The sequence below is a fragment of the Flavobacterium sp. 38-13 genome (genome assembly GCF_001899155.1).
In the GTDB taxonomy this organism is placed as follows: Bacteria; Bacteroidota; Bacteroidia; order Flavobacteriales; family Flavobacteriaceae; genus Flavobacterium; species Flavobacterium lindanitolerans.
Genome location: NZ_MKVG01000004.1, coordinates 20225 through 37179, shown reverse-complemented (window position 1 = coordinate 37179; position 16955 = coordinate 20225). Strand labels below are relative to the sequence as shown.

The following is a 16955-nucleotide window of genomic DNA, read 5'->3' as shown; positions in this document are numbered from 1 at the left end:
TAAAAACTGACCCTGGCAGGGTTTATAACCCTGCCAGGGTTGTTAATTTTTATAGTACTGAACTCTTGCGACTTCATAACTTTTTCTTAACTTAGACCTTTAATACACAGCAGGAAATATGTCATTCACACCTTTCACCAAGCAGCAGTTGATTCCACAGGAGGAAAAGCTGGAAGTTGCACGCAAAAAAAGTGACCTGTTCATTGGAATCCCTAAAGAATCTTCTTTTCAGGAACGCCGAATCTGCCTGACTCCCGATGCAGTGAATACGTTAACCTCTCATGGGCACCGTATTTTGATAGAAGCCGGAGCCGGAGAAAGTTCCAGTTATAGTGACCAGGAATACAGCAATGCCGGTGCAGAAATCACACAGGATACAAAAAAAGTATTCAACTGCCCAATGGTCTTAAAGGTCGAACCATTGACATTGCCGGAGATTGAAATGATGAACAGCAATTCGCTTGTTATTTCTGCATTACAAATCAAAACCCGTAAAAAAGAATATTTTGAGGCTCTAGCCAGAAAAAAAATTACGGCACTTGCTTTTGAATTCATAAAAGATGATGACGGCTCCTATCCTGCGGTAAAATCATTAAGTGAAATTGCAGGAACCGGCTCTATACTCATTGCTGCCGAATTAATGATTAATAACCAATTCGGGAAAGGGCTTCTTTTTGGCAACATAACAGGCGTACCTCCTACTGAGGTTGTCATTATAGGAGCGGGCACTGTAGCTGAATTTGCGGCCAGAACCGCCATAGGTCTTGGAGCCAGTGTAAAAGTTTTTGACAACTCAATTACAAAACTACGCAGACTGCAGAACAATCTGAACCAAAGAATTTTTACTTCAACTATACAGCCTAAATCTTTACTGAAAGCCTTACGAAGATGCGATGTGGCTATAGGTGCGATGAAGGGCAAAGACCGATGCCCTGTAGTGGTTTCAGAAACTATGGTTGAGCATATGAAAAAAGGTGCTGTAATTGTAGATGTCAGTATTGATACCGGTGGTTGCTTTGAAACCTCGGAAGTAACCACGCATGAAAAGCCTACGTTTATCAAGAATGATGTAATTCACTATTGCGTACCAAACATCCCTTCACGTTATTCTAAAACAGCATCACTTTCCATCAGTAACATTATTACTCCTTCCCTATTACAGATTGCCGAAGATGGTGGAATTGAAAGTGCCATCCGATGCAACAAAGGACTCAAAAACGGAGTTTACTTTTATCATGGCATACTGACTAATAAAACCATTGCAGATTGGTTTGATTTGCCGGGAAGCGACATCAATTTAATTGTTTTTTAATCTTATCTTTGCGCCAAAATCAATTCTAATGAAATTTTCACAACGCCTCGCCTATTATCTGGGAGGATTATTACTAGGAACCATAATAGTCGTTTATTTTCTTCAGGCCAAAGCCGAATCCAGAAATGTAAGTTTCTGTTATTTACCCAACTGTCGCGTACTTCAGGATTTAAGAAAAAAGCCGCTTCATTACAGTGCGGAATCTGAAGCCACTTTAAAAGAAAATTGGGTAACATTACAGGATGTTAAGAACTGCATGCAATATGGCGATGTTGATTTTTCAAAAAGTAATGAGCCATTTAAAGGAGGCAAAATTTATTTTATAAAAGGCAAAAACACTAAAGGCGAACCAATTACGGTTTCCATGGTTAATTATTCGGATAAGGTTCTTCTGAACGAAATAAAAAAAGATTAAAAAAAGCGGGCGAAACACTTGCAAATACAAATAGTTCGTGTATATTTGCACTCGCAATTGGGGCGATTAGCTCAGTTGGTTCAGAGCATCTGGTTTACACCCAGAGGGTCGGGGGTTCGAATCCCTCATCGCCCACAAAGCAAGCCTTTAGGCTTGCTTTTTTTATTTCAACACATTTGGGTCATTAACTCAGCGGTTCAGAGTGCTACCTTGACAGGGTAGAAGTCACTGGTTCGATTCCAGTATGACCCACACATCTTTAAATAATAAAAAAGCCGGTTTCTCTTGAAACCGGCTTTTTTATTTATATTCAGGAAACTACTTCCCTTTTCTTCTATCTCTTTCCGCTTTAATAAGGTTCAATTCCCTGCTGGTTTGTCCTGCTACTGAGGTATTTTCCTCAGCCCTGCGGATTAAATATGGCATAACATCCCTCACGGGGCCAAAAGGAAGGTACTTGGCAACATTGTAGCCATTCGATGCCAGGTTATAACTGATATTGTCACTCATTCCATACAATTGCCCAAACCAAACTCTAGTATCGCCTTTTTCGATATTATTCTCATCCATAAGTTTCATCAGCTTATAAGAACTGTCTTCATTATGGGTTCCTGCGAAAATGGCCATCTTTTCCAGATGTTCAACCATATAGATTACAGCGGTATCATAATTCACATCGGTCGCTTCTTTTGAAATACAGATTGGAGAAACATAACCTTTTTCTTCAGCACGTTTATTTTCCTTTTCCATATAAGCGCCTCGAACCAGCTTCATACCGATATAAAATCCTTCAACTTTGGCAATCTCATGGATTTTTTTCAGGTAGTCTACCCTATCCCAACGATACAATTGCAACGTATTAAAAACAATCGCTTTCTCTTTATTGTATTTACGCATCATTTCCAATACCAAATCATCTGCCGCATCCTGCATCCAGCTTTCTTCAGCATCGATTAGAAGCGCAACATCTTTCGCATGAGCGGTTTTACAAACCAGATCAAATCGGTTAACAACACGTTGCCATTCTTCTGCTTCTTCTTTTGAAAACTCTTTTCCTTCTCCTAATTTTTCATACAATTCAAATCTTCCCAATCCGGTAGGTTTAAAAACCGCAAACGGAATAGCCTGTCTTTCTTTTGCAAATTCAATTGTTTTCAAAGTCATTTCGAGCGCCTGGTCGAATTGCTCCTCTTCTTCTTTTCCTTCTACCGAATAATCCAGAACAGACGAAACACCTTTTGTAAACATTTTATCTACTACTGTAAGGCAATCTTCTTCGTTAACGCCTCCGCAGAAATGATCGAAGACTGTCGCCCGGATCAGGCCTTCAACCGGTAAATGTGCCTTTAAGGCAAAATTTGTGACTGCCGTACCAATACGAACCAATGGCTCGGAGGCAATCATTTTAAAAAGAAAATAAGCCCTATCAAGTTCAGTATCACTCTTTAGTGCAAAAGCAACTTGTGTATTGTTGAAAATCTTTTCCATTCGTTTGTTTAATAATGTTGCAAATATAAATAGAGCTTCGTGATTTTTTCTTAAAAATTGCCTTATTTTGCCTTTTAAAATTACAAATAAGCAATTTTTATGGCGCTTGTCTGAATACGTCATGAATTGCCACTCAAAAACATCAGATGAAACCAATTGAAGCCAACGGATATTCTATCTTTTTTAATGAAAATGCCTACGAAGCATTAAACAGCCATTTGGCAGAAAATCAATATTCTTCTATTTTTATTTTTGCAGACAGTGATACTAATGAATATTGCCTTCCTGTATTTCTCCCTAATCTTGAAACTGATTTAAACATCGAAATCATCGAATTTGAGCCTGGAGAAATCAATAAAAATATAGAAACCTGTGTTGAGCTTTGGAATGTCCTGACTGATTTGGGTGCCGACAGAAAAAGTCTTGTTATTAATGTTGGTGGTGGCGTTGTAACCGACATGGGAGGCTTTGTGGCTTCTACATTTAAAAGAGGGATTGATTTTATAAATGTTCCGACTACATTATTAGCTATGGTCGATGCTTCAGTTGGGGGTAAAAACGGAATCGACCTCGGGAGCCTTAAAAATCAAATCGGTGTTATTAACGTACCAAAAATGGTTTTGATAGACACGACCTATCTGGAAACATTGCCTCAAAACCAAATGCGTTCCGGATTGGCTGAAATGCTGAAACACGGACTAATCTTCGATAAAAAATACTGGTCATTATTTTTAGACTTAAATAATTTAAATACAGGTGATTTAGACACTCTTATTTATCAATCAGTTGAAATAAAAAACACTATCGTAACCCAGGATCCGAAAGAAAACGGATTGCGAAAATCCTTGAATTTTGGACATACTTTAGGCCATGCCATTGAAAGTTATTTTCTGGAAAATGAAAACAAAACATCACTGTTGCATGGTGAGGCTATTGCTGCTGGAATGATTTTAGAGAGTTATATTTCACTGAGAAAAGATCTCATTTCCGACCTGGAATTTGAAGAAATCAAAAACGGAATTGATAATATTTTTGAAAGGATTGTTTTTGAAGAAAAAGACATCCAACCCATACTGGATTTGCTCATTCATGACAAGAAAAACGAATACGGAACAATCCAATTTGCACTTCTTGATGGAATTGGCGGTATATCCACAGGACAAAAAGCTGATAACGAATTGATTATAGATGCGTTTTTAGAATATAATTCTTAATATATTTTTAATAAAAATCATTGCATATCAGTTATAATATTTTTTACATTTGCCCCAATGAAAAAAAGTCAAAACGCCAATTCTTTTTCGAGCGTGGGAGCCGAAAACAAAGCAACTTTTCAGTATTTCCTGAAAGGTTCTTTTGGTGTAAAGAGCATCCATAATTTTGATATTTTTCAATACTCCAATATGTATCAGGAAAAGCTCCCAATCATTTATGCAAATATTAGGGTCTGAACTTTAGATTAAAAATTATTTTTTTCTTATTTTTAATCTAAAACACTGACAAATAAATGAATACAAAATATTTTGACCTAATCAACCAAACTTATTATTTCCCTCAAGACGAGTTTAAATTAAACAAAGACAACCTTCAATTTCACAATATCGACCTGATGAAATTGGTGGAGCAATATGGCACACCTTTAAAGTTCACCTATTTACCACAAATTTCCAACAATATCAACCGGGCTAAAGCCTGGTTTAGAAAGGCGATGGAAAAAAACAAATACGAAGGAAAATATTACTATTGCTATTGCACAAAAAGTTCTCACTTTGAATTTGTGATGAACGAGGCTTTTAAAAACAACATCCATATCGAAACTTCTTCTGCTTTTGATATTAATATTGTTGAGAACCTGCTTGAGAACGGTAAAATTAACAAAAGTACTTATGTTATTTGTAACGGTTTCAAAAGAGACCAATACATTACTAACATTGCACGACTGATTAATAATGGCCATAAAAATGCCATTCCGATTATTGACAACTATGAAGAATTAGACCTTCTTCAGGCTGAGATAAAAGGAAAATTCAAAATCGGAATCAGAATTGCTGCTGAGGAAGAGCCAAAATTCGAATTCTATACTTCCCGATTAGGAATAGGATATAAAAATATTGTGAACTTCTATAAAAAACAGATTCAGGAAAATAAAAACCTGGAACTGAAGATGCTTCACTTTTTCATCAATACCGGTATTAATGACAACTCCTATTACTGGAACGAACTTGTAAAATGTATTAAGGTATATATCGCACTTAAAAAAGAGTGCCCAACATTGGACGGACTGAACATTGGCGGTGGTTTCCCTATCAAAAACTCTCTTGCTTTTGAATACGACTATCAGTACATGATTGACGAAATCATCAATCAGATTAAAATTGCGTGTGACGAAGCTGAAGTTGATGTTCCGAATATCTTTACTGAGTTTGGCTCTTTTACAGTTGGAGAAAGTGGCGGTGCCATTTATCAGGTATTGTATCAAAAACAGCAAAACGACAGAGAAAAGTGGAATATGATTGACTCGTCTTTCATTACTACACTACCAGATACCTGGGCAATCAACAAACGCTTTATTATGTTGGCCGTCAATCGATGGAATGACCAATATGAAAGAGTCTTATTGGGCGGAATGACATGTGACAGCGATGATTATTACAACTCTGAGCAGAACATGAACGCGATTTACCTGCCAAAATACAATAAAGAAAAACCTTTGTATATTGGATTTTTTAATACCGGCGCCTATCAGGAAACCATTGGAGGCTTTGGCGGAATTCACCACTGTTTGATTCCACAGCCAAAACACATCTTGATTGACAGGGATGAAAATGGTATTTTAGCCACAGAAGTTTTTTCTGAGCAACAAAGTTCAGAAGATATTTTAAAAATATTAGGTTACGCGAAAAAATAATCTATTTTTGGAAAATAATTAAAAGTGGGTTTTTCCCGCTTACAATCATCCCGACTTACCCCATTTCAAAATTATTTTGGATTGCCAGTCGGACAAACATTAAAAGAAACTAACAAACAACAAAATGAGTAAAGGACCAATCAGTCAATTTATTGAGAAGTACTATCTGCATTTCAATTCTGCCACCGTAGTTGATGCTGCAAAAGCTTATGAACAACAGTTACAGAACGGATCAAAAATGATGGTGACTTTGGCTGGCGCCATGAGTACGGCTGAAATCGGAAAGATTTTTGCCGAAATGATTCGAAAGGATAAAGTTCAGATTATTTCCTGCACAGGAGCGAATCTGGAAGAAGATATCATGAATCTTGTTGCGCATTCTCACTATGAAAGAGTTCCAAATTATCGCGATTTGACGCCACAACAAGAATGGGATTTATTAGAAAGAGGATTAAACCGTGTTACAGATACATGTATTCCTGAACACGAAGCTTTCAGAAGATTACAAAAACATATCTATAAAATCTGGAAAGATGCTGATGATGCCGGAGAACGTTATTTCCCGCATGAATTCATGTACAAGATGCTACTTTCCGGAGTATTGGAAGAATATTACGAAATTGACCTGAAAGACAGCTGGATGTATGCTGCTGCAGAAAAAAACCTTCCTATCATTGTACCGGGTTGGGAAGACAGCACAATGGGTAATATTTTTGCTTCTTATGTTATCAAAGGAGAACTAAAAGCTTCTACAATGAAGTCAGGAATCGAATACATGACTTTCCTTGCTGACTGGTATACAAAAAACAGCGACAAAGGTGTCGGATTCTTCCAAATTGGAGGAGGAATTGCCGGAGACTTCCCTATCTGTGTTGTACCAATGCTATATCAGGATATGGAAATGCATGATGTTCCTTTCTGGAGCTATTTCTGTCAGATTTCAGATTCGACTACCAGCTACGGTTCCTATTCAGGAGCTGTTCCAAATGAGAAAATCACTTGGGGTAAACTAGACATAAACACTCCAAAATTTGTTATTGAGTCGGATGCTACCATCGTAGCTCCATTAATTTTTGCTTACCTACTAGACTTATAATAAAAATTGTATGAAAAGAATTATTGTAGATTATTCTAAACTAACCAATGAAATTCTGACTTTGCTTGTCGAAAAATTTCCTGATGGATATGACGACTCCAATATCATCCGTTTCAAAAATGCTAAAAACGAGTTGGTAGAGGCTGTAGAAGTTAGAACAGAAGACACTATTTATCTGGTAAAAGTGAGCACCAAACTTGCCAGCAGAATCGAAAACTTTGATGAAGATGATGATTTAGAAGATGTAGTTGTACCAATGGAAGCCATCAAAGATCTTGACATGGATGATGATGCAGACGATGATGACGACGACGAAAAAGAAGACAAAATCGAATTGGATGACGAAGATGATGATGAGGACAGAGATATTGCTGATATCGCTGACGATGAAGATGATGATGAAGACTAGCTTCCCAGCTATTTCCATAAAAAAAACGGAACTCAATTTGAGTTCCGTTTTTTTTATTCCACAGAGTGGAACAGATGTAAAAAAATCATTTATTTAACAATTACTAAAACAAACATACGTAATTTATCGTATATTTCTAAATATACATCGATGTTTTTTCTAAAATAAATACATATTTCATATTTTTACACTCTACCACAATCTTAATGACCATGTTATTTAAAAGCAACCGGAAACAAAAGCATTGCCAGGAATGGTTTGATTTCAAAACTTTAATAGCTCTAAAAATAATTTTCCTCCTATGGGGTCTTTCTATTTTAGGAATCTACCTGCGGATGTTCGAAATCACACGCGGCTTTAAAATCGCAATCCCAATTGCCTTTGGTTTTTTCATCCTGTCTTTATTTTCCAGAAATAAACATAGGAAAGAAAAAGGGATTGTTCTGTTCCTGTTTGCCCTTGTACTGTTTGCTATTATACAGGCGATTGATATTTTTGCCGGAACCCGTTATTTTTCCAAATTATAAGTAACGTTCCATAAAGATCTTCTGATGGTGCTTCTGGTGTCCGATGATTATAAAACCCAAAGCCCTGACTGAGACATCATATCCGGATGCAATCCCCATTCTTTTTAGAATTTCTTCATTAAACGTAGCAAACAAGGTTATTGTAGACTGTCTGATTACAGCTAATTCTGTAAGCAAATCCCTAATACTCCTTTCATTTGCATTAGCAGTATCGGCATAATCGTTTTCCTCAAAACCAGGCAATGGCGTTTTATCGTTTCTTGCAATTCTGAGGGCACGATAAGCAAAAATCCTTTCAGAATCCATCAAATGCTGGATAATATCCTTAATGGTCCATTTACCTTCAGCATATCGATAATCATACTTATCCAAAGGAATGTTTTGTACAAATTTTATAAATTCATGTACAGAAATTTCAAGCTCTTCAAGCAGGTTTGCTTCCTGATCTACCTTGGAAATATAGGTAGAATAATATGGCGCAAATTCAGTTGGTAATAATTGGTCTGTTTTCATAGTTATTTTAAGCAGAGTTTCTACTGGCATTAATATTTCCAAAAAGAGAACGCATTACTATTTTTTCATAGATTTTCAGCATTTCTTCGTCCGGATTGCCTTTAAGGTTTAAATCGTTTATTTTAGTCAGGGCATATTGTTGTATAGTAAGCAATGGCAATACAATTTGTTCCCGCATTTGTATAGAAGCTTTCCCGTCAGGATAGTTTTCCATCAAGGCATCAAAACCGGATAATTTCAGTACCAGCCTTTTTGTTTCTTTAAATTCAGTAAAAATGATTTCCCAAAATTCACCAAATTCCGGATCGTCTTTCATATAGGATGTCAAAGGGAAAAACGATTTTGCCAACGACATCATACTGTTTTCAATCAAGGTTTTAAAGAAAAGTGAATGGTCATACAACTCCTGAACTTCCTGCCACTTTCCATTGTCTTCAAAATGCTTCAGAGCTGTACCTACTCCAAAAAATCCGGGAACATTTTGTTTTAATTGACTCCAGGCCCCTACAAAAGGAATTGCCCGAAGGTCATTGAAATCAAGTTTTTCGGATTGGCTCCTTTTAGAAGGACGGCTACCTATATTTGCCATTGCATAATACTTAAGCGCACTTCTTCTTTCCAGATATGGGATAAACTTAGGATGGTTTTTAAAATCGGAATATTCTTTATAGCTTATTTGCGAAAGCGATTCCAAGGTCTTTTTTTCAGCATCAGAAAGTTTATTTTCTCCCTTATTAAAAAACTGATTGGCTGCTCCGGCACTTAACAGATTTTCAAGATTATAACGGCAGGAATCCAAAGTTCCAAAATTAGAACTGATGGTTTGTCCCTGAATGGTAATCTGAATTTCATTATTTTCTATATCGGGTCCCTGTGAAGCATAGAACTTATGGGTCTTACCTCCTCCTCTGGCCGGTGGCCCTCCTCTTCCGTCAAAGAAAATAACTTCAATACCATAATTTCTGGAAATTGAAGTCAGCGCCTCTTTTGCCTTATAAATACTCCAATTGGCCATCAGATAACCTCCGTCTTTTGTTCCATCAGAAAAACCAAGCATAATGGTCTGCTTATTATTTCTGGATTTTAAATGCTCCGAATACAGCGGATTGGTATAAAGCGTTTCCATTACTCGTTGCGCATTTTCCAAATCCTCTACAGTTTCAAAAAGCGGAACAATATCAACAGAAGGATTTTCCCATCCGCACAAACGAAAAAGTGCATAGGTTTCCAAAACGTTTAGTGCGCTCTGGTTATTACTGATGATGTAACGATTAGCCCCCATTTCACCATTCTGTTCCTGTATTTTCTGTATGGCATATATTGACTCAACAGTAGCCCTGGTCAGTTCATCTTCAAACCATTCCGGATCAAGACTGGCAGCGGCTTTCGCCATCCAATCTAATTTTTGACTTTCATCCAATGAGGAATAGTCTTTAGGAAAAACAGACAATTGGCGTTCGTTAGTAACTTTTACAATATCCTTAATAACCTTATCATGAATTTTGCTGTTTTGCCTGATGTCCAATGTAGCAAAGTAAAACCCGAAAAGATTCACTTTGTTAATAAATTCGTCCAAATCGTCAAGATACAATGATTGGTGGTTTTCAATAATCCTATTGCGAATGTCCAACAATGTGGCTTTCATTTCGTCCAACGTTATATACAAATCGCCTTCCGAATAAAACACAGAACGGTAAATTTTATGTTCAAGCTCTGTCCATAATTGGTCTACCTGATGAAAAGTCAGCTTTCTTTTCAAATCCCGAATATCCCTGTAATAGCATTTGAGTATTGAAGTACGCAATCTTTGTGTTACCTGCAAAGTTATATCTGTTGTAACAAAAGGGTTTCCATCACGGTCACCTCCGGGCCAGAATCCCAGATTTAAAATTTGATTTTTAGGCAATTCTCCATCATAAATATTTTTCTGGAAAAAATGCATCATTTTTCCTGCCGTTTCGTAAAAAACGTTTTCAAGATACCAGGTCAGGCTGACCGCTTCATCAAAAGGAGTCGGTTTTTCTTTTTTAATGAATGGCGTTTTTCCTAACTGTGCCAGAAGTTCACGCATTCTTTTCAGATTATTGTTTCTGATGGCATCTTCTAAATCTGTAATAATCCCTAATACTGATCCCGGATAAAACTGTGTAGGATGCGCTGTCAGTACAGTCCGGATTTTAAATTCTTCAAAAAAAGCTTTTAGTTCCTTCAGATTGTCTTTAGACTCCGCCTTGTCTTTTGTGTTCCTGAGCGAATTTTCTCCATCGAGATTATTCACTACAGAAAAAGCAGCATCTTCAATAGCATCAAACAAGACTACCTGCCTTTCTACATATTGGATAAACCGGAACATAAGGTCTATTTTTTCTTTTTCGGAAGCATTATCCAGGTATTTTTCAGAGAAAAAATCTACAATCTGTTGGGGATTCCATTCCTTTTTGTAACCTGATTCACAAACTTCTGCAAAAAGCGGCAGCATTATTCCTGTATTGCCAATATTGTCAAACGGAAGCGTAATAAGAATACTGTTATATATCTGATATTTAGCGAGTACGTTTTCTTCAAACCTCTCTAATCTCGGGGAAGTGTACATGGGTATAATTTTGCATTAAATTAATAAAAAAACCCTCAAGTTTTCACAAGAGGGTCTTAAATTATTCTTATCAAAAGATTACATATCCTTGAAGATAGTGTGCATCAAACGTTTTTTATCGTTGATACTTTCGTCAAGAGAAATCATGGTTTCAGTTCTGTATACTCCTTCGATATCATCAATCATAAAGATTACTTCTTTTGCATGTTTTGTATCCATAGCACGGATTTTACAGAAGATATTGAATTTTCCGGTAGTTACGTGTGCAACAGTAACAAAAGGAATTTCATTGATTCTTTCCAATACAAATTTAGTTTGTGAAGTATTGTGAAGAAAAACTCCTACATAGGCAATAAAAGAATATCCTAATTTCTCGTAATTCAAGGTCAAAGATGAACCCATGATAATACCAGCTTCTTCCATTTTCTTAACTCTCACATGGACAGTTCCTGCAGAGATTAGTAGTTTTTTTGCTATATCTGTAAAAGGAACTCTTGTATTGTCAATCAGCATATCTAATATCTGATGATCAACTTCATCTAAACGAAACTTATTCATATAATTTTATGTTTGTATTTGTTTTCAAAATTCGACTACAAAAAAATTAATTTTTTTTAAATAAAAAAAGCGAATCGTTAAACATTTGGCAATCCGTTAACAATTTTAACTTTTTCTGATAAATAAAACTCAGCTTTTTGACCCAATTTCGGAATATTGTCCTGATCATCAGAATAGGAAGCTCCTTTTGCATCATATTCAAAATGTCCAAAGTTTTGTGTCAGCTCACCTATTTCGACAATGAAGGCAATAAATTCAATTTTCCCTTCATTCAAAACCTCCGTAAATTGAATTGCAAAATTCGTAATAATTTGTTTATTATCATAGTAAATTTTGATATTTTTATAAATGAAGTCGTAAAAAACTGGTTTGTTTTGAGGAATATTGAAATATTTTTCCGTTTCATTGAGAACTATATCGTTTTCGTAAATATATTTCAACCCTGAAATCAATGCTATAAAAATAAATTTTCGCGTCATTTCGCGTTCGTAATCCTGCTGATAATGTCCGGCTTCAAATAAAATAGTTGGCGATCCCAGATAAGTAAAGGTATCTCCAACACAATTCAGATTAAAACCGTCATCAAAACGCCCCACTTGTCCGGGAATAAAAGATTGCAAAGTTGCATTCATTGCAACTATGACATCCATTGCTTTTAAACGAATCTCGTTAACTTCTCTTGCATCATTAAACGAAGGCGCTAAAAAGGAAACCGTTGCAGGTTTATTAACATCTCCAGCCGCAAAAATAGTACGTTGGTCATGGAGATTATAGCAAAAGTCCGGTTTAAAGTTATTATATAGCTCTCTGAGCAGACGGCTTTCAGGCTGGCTTAAATCCTGGAAATCCCTGTTAAGGTCAATTCCGTTAGCGTTAATGCGCGTATATCTTTCCGCGCCATCCGGATTAAGCATGGGTACGGCCAGAAAAGTAAAATGGCTTAGAAGCTCTTTTCCTAAAATCGTATCGCTGTTTAATACATTTAAAAGATCAAATAATGCCTTGGTAGTCGTTCCTTCATTTCCATGCATCTGTGACCAAAGCAGTATCTTAATTTTGCCTGTTCCGATAGTATAGGAATAGATTGGTTTTCCTAATACTGATTTTCCAATTACATCTAAATTATCATTCTTGTTAATCGTTCTTAATAAAGGCTCAATTTTATCAAGAGTAATATATCTTCCTTCTAACGTTTTTTCCTTATTCTCCCGGAATACTTTTTCAAAATCCATAGTGCTGAATTATATTTTACAAAAGTAAACATCTTATTATTTACAATTGTAAATCAATTAAAATTCAAAATAATTTAACTCTGTAAACAAAATACTGCCTGTCACTATATTTTCGTTAGAAAAACTTTAACACATTTTACTTTAAGCGACTTTAAAATAATTATAAATCTATTAATCAATTATTTAAATATAATCATATAAACTAAAAAAGCATATAAAAACACCCGGTTCTATTTATAAATTACATTTATAACAACTATATATTTACATTTGTAACGTTCTTTTATTAAAATAAAGCTTTACAATGGTAAACACGGAAGATTTTATAAAACGGCTTGAAAAAATTCTTGACTATTACAATCTCACTGCTTCTTCTTTTGCCGATAAGATTGGTGTGCAACGTTCCAGCATATCACATCTTCTATCCGGAAGAAACAAACCAAGCCTTGATTTTATATTAAAAATTTTAGATGTATTTCCTGAAATTGATTTGTATTGGATTTTAAACGGCAAAGGTTCATTCCCGAAAAATAACGAAGAATACAATATAGCATATCCGCCTACTCTATCAAATACAGATGAAAAACAACCCGTCAATTTCAAAAAGGAAGAAACGATTATTAAAAATGATACAATTGAAAGAATAGTAATCTTTTATAAAAACGGAGCCTTTAAAGAATATCGCCCCCAATAGACGGCATAAAAAAACCTTGACTCTCAAGCCAAGGTTTTCCCAACTAATACATAAAAAACAAACATTATTCCCTTCTTAAATATATTCCGGTAACACCCGGTTCTAATCTTGCTGTTAAAGGCATGGCATCTGACTGGGCTGATGTTGGATAAGCAAAACTTAATACCTGTCCTCCACCATTTAATCTTTCAGCCACATAAATTTTATTGGTCTGTTCATCATAAGAAACATCTACCGGATTTCCCAACAATGAATTAGGCCCGTATATTCTTTTTTGTTTCGACAAGGCGATAGAACCTCCTGATGCTGTTGACGAAAATACTGAGTTAAAATTTTCTATAACTACAATTCCCCCATCTGTTGCAGAAGCAGCTAAACCTACATCAGTAAGAACCATAACATTATCTTGTTCCGAATAGGCAATTCCATGTGTCCTGGTTAATCCTTCTATGCTAACTCTCTTGTCTGCCACCAATGTTCCGTTTGGTTTTGAAAAAAAAGAGTTAAAGACAGCTATATCACTGCTAAGATCTACTACTGCATATAAATTTCCATTAGAAACAGTAATTCCCCATAGTTTAAAACCTACAGTAAATGTTTTCTCCAATGTAAATCCTGATGTAGTTCTTTGATACACTAAAAGTTTATTAGTGTTACCATTAATTTCGGCCTGATCCTGTACTACAACTACCCTGTCTCCAACAACGGCTATTTCTCTTGCATTGGTAAAATCGCCTGTTGTACTACTGGCGGTCATCGTTAAAGATGTGGCAGAAGACGATAATGCATTTCTGAAATTGCCATAAACTTCGAGACGATTGTTAGTTCGGGATGCAATGATAACCTCGTCACGGGTATTATTATAATAAATACCATCTGCATCCAGAGAACCTACAGTAAATGTTTTTGCCATTGGCATTGATGCTAATAAATCCGTGTAGGTAATTGTTCCGCTTGTATTGCTCGAAGTAAACAATTCAAGTTTTGCGCTGCCTGGATTTCCATTTGAATCGTCATCACTGCTGCACGAAACAAATCCTAAAATGCTACAAAAAAGTCCTGCTAGTAAAAGTTTTTTTCTCATAATTATGGTTTTAAAAAAGGTTGATAATTATAAATACGAGAAAAAAACGGATGTGGATTTATTTTTTTAAAACCTGCCTAAATTTCAAAACTGTATTCCGGAACCCTGCCTACTATACCTTTGTATTTGCTCTTTAGTTCTGCAAAATCTTTTTGTATATCGCCTGTAGGATAAAAAGCCTCATTGAGTACTACCTCCTTTTTTGCATAATCAAATGCAACCGGAATTATGGGAACTTCTGCTTTCAATGCAATATAATAAAAGCCTGTCTTCCAGTCTGTCACTTTTTTACGGGTTCCTTCCGGAGCGATTGCCAATCGGAAGATTTCTCTTTTTTTAAAAATCTCCGCTATGGCCTCCACGGTATTTTGTCGGGAGTTTCTGTTGAGTGGAGCACCACCCATCCAACGGAAATAAGCGCCGAATGGAAATTTAAAAAGTTCTTTTTTGGCGACATAATTCATCTCCAGATTGATAATGCCTCGGGCAAAAAGGCCTATGTAGAAATCATGCCAGCTGGTATGCGGCACGACAATAATAATAGATTTCTTAATTTCGGGATTCATCGTTCCTTTGATGCTCCATCCCATTATTTTGAAAAAGATAAGTTTATAAATAATACGCTTCATGCTTTATTATTTTCTGTAAATGTAACATTTATACTTATTTTTGGGCAAATTAAGTTTTGTGCTAAAAAAAATACTAAGCTACCTCCTGCCCATAAATGTTTACAAGCAGCATTCACCCGTGAGTAAAAACCTGGAAGTCACCTGGGCCAATGGTGAATTGGTATTGGATTCTAAAAACACCAATTATTCTTATGGAAGCCTGCAGCGTATTCTTAGAATAGGATTGGAAAGCATAGGTTTTGAGACTGTATTAAAAGCGGAACACATTCTTGTTCTTGGAGTTGCTGGCGGAAGCGTAATTAAAACTTTAAGTGAAGAAATTGGATTTAAAGGCAGGATTACGGGAGTAGAAATCGATTCTGAAGTACTGCAAATCGCCAATTCCTATTTTGGATTGGACAAAATCCCGAATTTAGAAATCATTGTTGATGATGCTTCTAAATATGTTTTAAAAGACAAAAACAAATACGGACTTATTATTGTTGATATTTTTCAGGATACTACAATGCCGGACTTTCTTTTTGAAGATTCTTTTCAGAAACAAATCTGTGAACTTTTAGACAAAAAGGGAATTATTCTTTTTAATACGATGTGTCTTACTGATAAAGACAGGCTGCGTAACAAAGAGTATCTGTCCAACATCAATTCGGAATTCTATACTTTACGAACTATCCCAAGAATTGAGCGTTATAACGAACTCATTATAATAGAAAAGAAATAATTGAGATTCCCAGCAAAAAATTCACTTTTAGATTTCTGTAATCTTACATTTGTATTCTATTTTGCCACTGATTGCACAGTTTTTTCCAGACTGTCCTCAGAAATCGTACATTCTGAAATCTGCTATCTTAGTCTTATCTGCCACAAATCATACAAATTAAACAGATTTTCATCTCCAAAATCTTATATCAGAAATCTAAAATCAATTTTTGCTTCGTCTTATTGTATGGTAACATGCTCATGAAGGTCTGACGAACAGGTTGCCCCATTTACACTAACCTTAACAGAAGCCGTAGCTGTATAGTTTCCTGGTTGCGAATATGTATGACTTACTTCAGTACCTGTAACTGTCTGTTGTGTTCCGTCACCAAAATCCCATTTAACAGTATTGTTCAGTGTATGGCTTCCTTCATAGGTAACGCTATAATTTACCTGCATTGGATTTTCACCGGATATAGAATGATGGGCATTTAAAAATATGGATTCACCAAGGCAATCGACTATACTTTTACCGTCATCCTTATCACAGGCAGCAAAAGTGAAAGCAAAAATGGCAATAAGAGACAGTCTTTTCATAATGTTACCGTTTAGTTTGATAACCCTAAGATAGGTAAATATTTTTAGTCTTTAAGTAAAAAGGCATTATCTTCTTTACTTTATTTCAGTACAAACTAAATGCAATTCCGCAAGTTGCAAGCTGAAATCTCACATCTGAAATCTGCAATCTTAATCCAAAATTTTGTTTTTGCCACTGATTACGCAGATTATACAGATTTT

At 35.8% G+C, this 16955-nt stretch carries 18 protein-coding genes and 2 tRNA genes; 12 read left to right on the top strand and 8 right to left on the bottom strand.

Annotated elements, in window-relative coordinates; genetic code table 11:
* Positions 1–118: 118 nt before the first annotated feature.
* The 4 genes from BGO88_RS01165 to BGO88_RS01150 all read left to right on the top strand — a co-directional run bounded on the left by BGO88_RS01165 (position 119) and on the right by BGO88_RS01150 (position 1979).
* The gene (locus tag BGO88_RS01165; protein WP_286705655.1) at positions 119–1312 is read left to right on the top strand and encodes an alanine dehydrogenase; all 1194 of its coding nucleotides are present in this window, start codon (positions 119–121) and stop codon (positions 1310–1312) included.
* Positions 1313–1340: 28 nt separating this feature from the next.
* Entirely contained in the window at positions 1341–1727 is a 387-nt protein-coding gene (locus BGO88_RS01160; protein ID WP_101472516.1) for a DUF4258 domain-containing protein, read from the top strand.
* Positions 1728–1787: 60 nt separating this feature from the next.
* Positions 1788–1862, top strand: a tRNA-Val gene (locus tag BGO88_RS01155).
* A gap of 43 nt (positions 1863–1905) precedes the next feature.
* Positions 1906–1979: transfer RNA gene (locus BGO88_RS01150), tRNA-Val, on the top strand.
* Between the two features lie 66 nt (positions 1980–2045).
* Here BGO88_RS01150 and BGO88_RS01145 read toward each other — a convergent pair.
* Positions 2046–3215 carry a proline dehydrogenase family protein gene (locus tag BGO88_RS01145; RefSeq protein ID WP_286705654.1) on the bottom strand — a complete coding sequence of 390 codons (1170 nt, stop codon included), beginning with the start codon at positions 3213–3215 and terminating at the stop codon, positions 2046–2048.
* A gap of 146 nt (positions 3216–3361) precedes the next feature.
* Here BGO88_RS01145 and aroB point away from each other — a divergent pair, with 146 nt between their 5' ends.
* The 6 genes from aroB (at position 3362) to BGO88_RS01115 (ending at position 8155) form a co-directional block, all read left to right on the top strand.
* Positions 3362–4429, top strand: coding sequence for a 3-dehydroquinate synthase (gene aroB / locus BGO88_RS01140; protein WP_286705653.1), 1068 nt, complete (start codon positions 3362–3364; stop codon positions 4427–4429).
* Positions 4430–4486: 57 nt separating this feature from the next.
* Positions 4487–4666 (top strand): hypothetical protein, encoded by a 180-nt coding sequence (locus BGO88_RS01135; protein WP_056067444.1) that lies wholly within the window; start codon positions 4487–4489, stop codon positions 4664–4666.
* A 56-nt stretch (positions 4667–4722) separates the two neighbouring features.
* Positions 4723–6123, top strand: a complete 1401-nt coding sequence (locus BGO88_RS01130; protein ID WP_056067446.1) for a type III PLP-dependent enzyme domain-containing protein — start codon at positions 4723–4725, stop codon at positions 6121–6123.
* A 124-nt stretch (positions 6124–6247) separates the two neighbouring features.
* Positions 6248–7219 (top strand): deoxyhypusine synthase family protein, encoded by a 972-nt coding sequence (locus tag BGO88_RS01125; protein ID WP_056067448.1) that lies wholly within the window; start codon positions 6248–6250, stop codon positions 7217–7219.
* A 10-nt stretch (positions 7220–7229) separates the two neighbouring features.
* Positions 7230–7628: a hypothetical protein gene (locus BGO88_RS01120; RefSeq protein WP_056067449.1), complete on the top strand. Its 399-nt coding sequence runs from the start codon at positions 7230–7232 to the stop codon at positions 7626–7628.
* A 212-nt stretch (positions 7629–7840) separates the two neighbouring features.
* The gene (locus BGO88_RS01115; RefSeq protein ID WP_143395043.1) at positions 7841–8155 is read left to right on the top strand and encodes a hypothetical protein; all 315 of its coding nucleotides are present in this window, start codon (positions 7841–7843) and stop codon (positions 8153–8155) included.
* Here the strand turns inward: BGO88_RS01115 and BGO88_RS01110 are convergent.
* From BGO88_RS01110 to BGO88_RS01095, 4 genes are all read right to left on the bottom strand, one after another.
* A complete protein-coding gene (locus BGO88_RS01110; RefSeq protein ID WP_286705652.1) occupies positions 8150–8668 on the bottom strand; it encodes a DinB family protein in 519 nt (172 codons plus the stop codon). The two genes, BGO88_RS01115 and BGO88_RS01110, sit on opposite strands and share 6 nt — an antisense overlap.
* Before the next feature lie 7 nt (positions 8669–8675).
* The gene (locus tag BGO88_RS01105) at positions 8676–11261 is read right to left on the bottom strand and encodes a phosphoenolpyruvate carboxylase (RefSeq protein ID WP_286705651.1); all 2586 of its coding nucleotides are present in this window, start codon (positions 11259–11261) and stop codon (positions 8676–8678) included.
* Between the two features lie 78 nt (positions 11262–11339).
* On the bottom strand, positions 11340–11819 hold the full coding sequence (locus BGO88_RS01100) for an Lrp/AsnC family transcriptional regulator (protein WP_056067456.1): 480 nt from the start codon (positions 11817–11819) through the stop codon (positions 11340–11342).
* A 77-nt stretch (positions 11820–11896) separates the two neighbouring features.
* Positions 11897–13051 (bottom strand): M14 family metallopeptidase, encoded by a 1155-nt coding sequence (locus BGO88_RS01095; protein ID WP_286705650.1) that lies wholly within the window; start codon positions 13049–13051, stop codon positions 11897–11899.
* 304 nt (positions 13052–13355) lie between these two features.
* Here BGO88_RS01095 and BGO88_RS01090 point away from each other — a divergent pair, with 304 nt between their 5' ends.
* Positions 13356–13745 (top strand): helix-turn-helix domain-containing protein, encoded by a 390-nt coding sequence (locus tag BGO88_RS01090; RefSeq protein ID WP_286705649.1) that lies wholly within the window; start codon positions 13356–13358, stop codon positions 13743–13745.
* Positions 13746–13809: 64 nt separating this feature from the next.
* Here the strand turns inward: BGO88_RS01090 and BGO88_RS01085 are convergent, their stop codons facing one another.
* Together BGO88_RS01085 and BGO88_RS01080 are read right to left on the bottom strand one after the other, a co-directional pair.
* Positions 13810–14829 (bottom strand): YncE family protein, encoded by a 1020-nt coding sequence (locus tag BGO88_RS01085; protein WP_286705648.1) that lies wholly within the window; start codon positions 14827–14829, stop codon positions 13810–13812.
* A 77-nt stretch (positions 14830–14906) separates the two neighbouring features.
* Complete coding sequence (locus tag BGO88_RS01080; RefSeq protein WP_286705647.1) at positions 14907–15458, bottom strand: 1-acyl-sn-glycerol-3-phosphate acyltransferase; 552 nt, start codon at positions 15456–15458, stop codon at positions 14907–14909.
* Between the two features lie 58 nt (positions 15459–15516).
* On the opposite strand from BGO88_RS01080, the gene BGO88_RS01075 reads away from it, so the two are divergent.
* Positions 15517–16179, top strand: coding sequence for a spermidine synthase (locus BGO88_RS01075; protein WP_286705646.1), 663 nt, complete (start codon positions 15517–15519; stop codon positions 16177–16179).
* Positions 16180–16397: 218 nt separating this feature from the next.
* On the opposite strand, the gene BGO88_RS01070 is transcribed toward BGO88_RS01075, so the two are convergent.
* Positions 16398–16754: a PKD domain-containing protein gene (locus BGO88_RS01070; RefSeq protein ID WP_286705645.1), complete on the bottom strand. Its 357-nt coding sequence runs from the start codon at positions 16752–16754 to the stop codon at positions 16398–16400.
* Positions 16755–16955 lie beyond the last annotated feature (201 nt).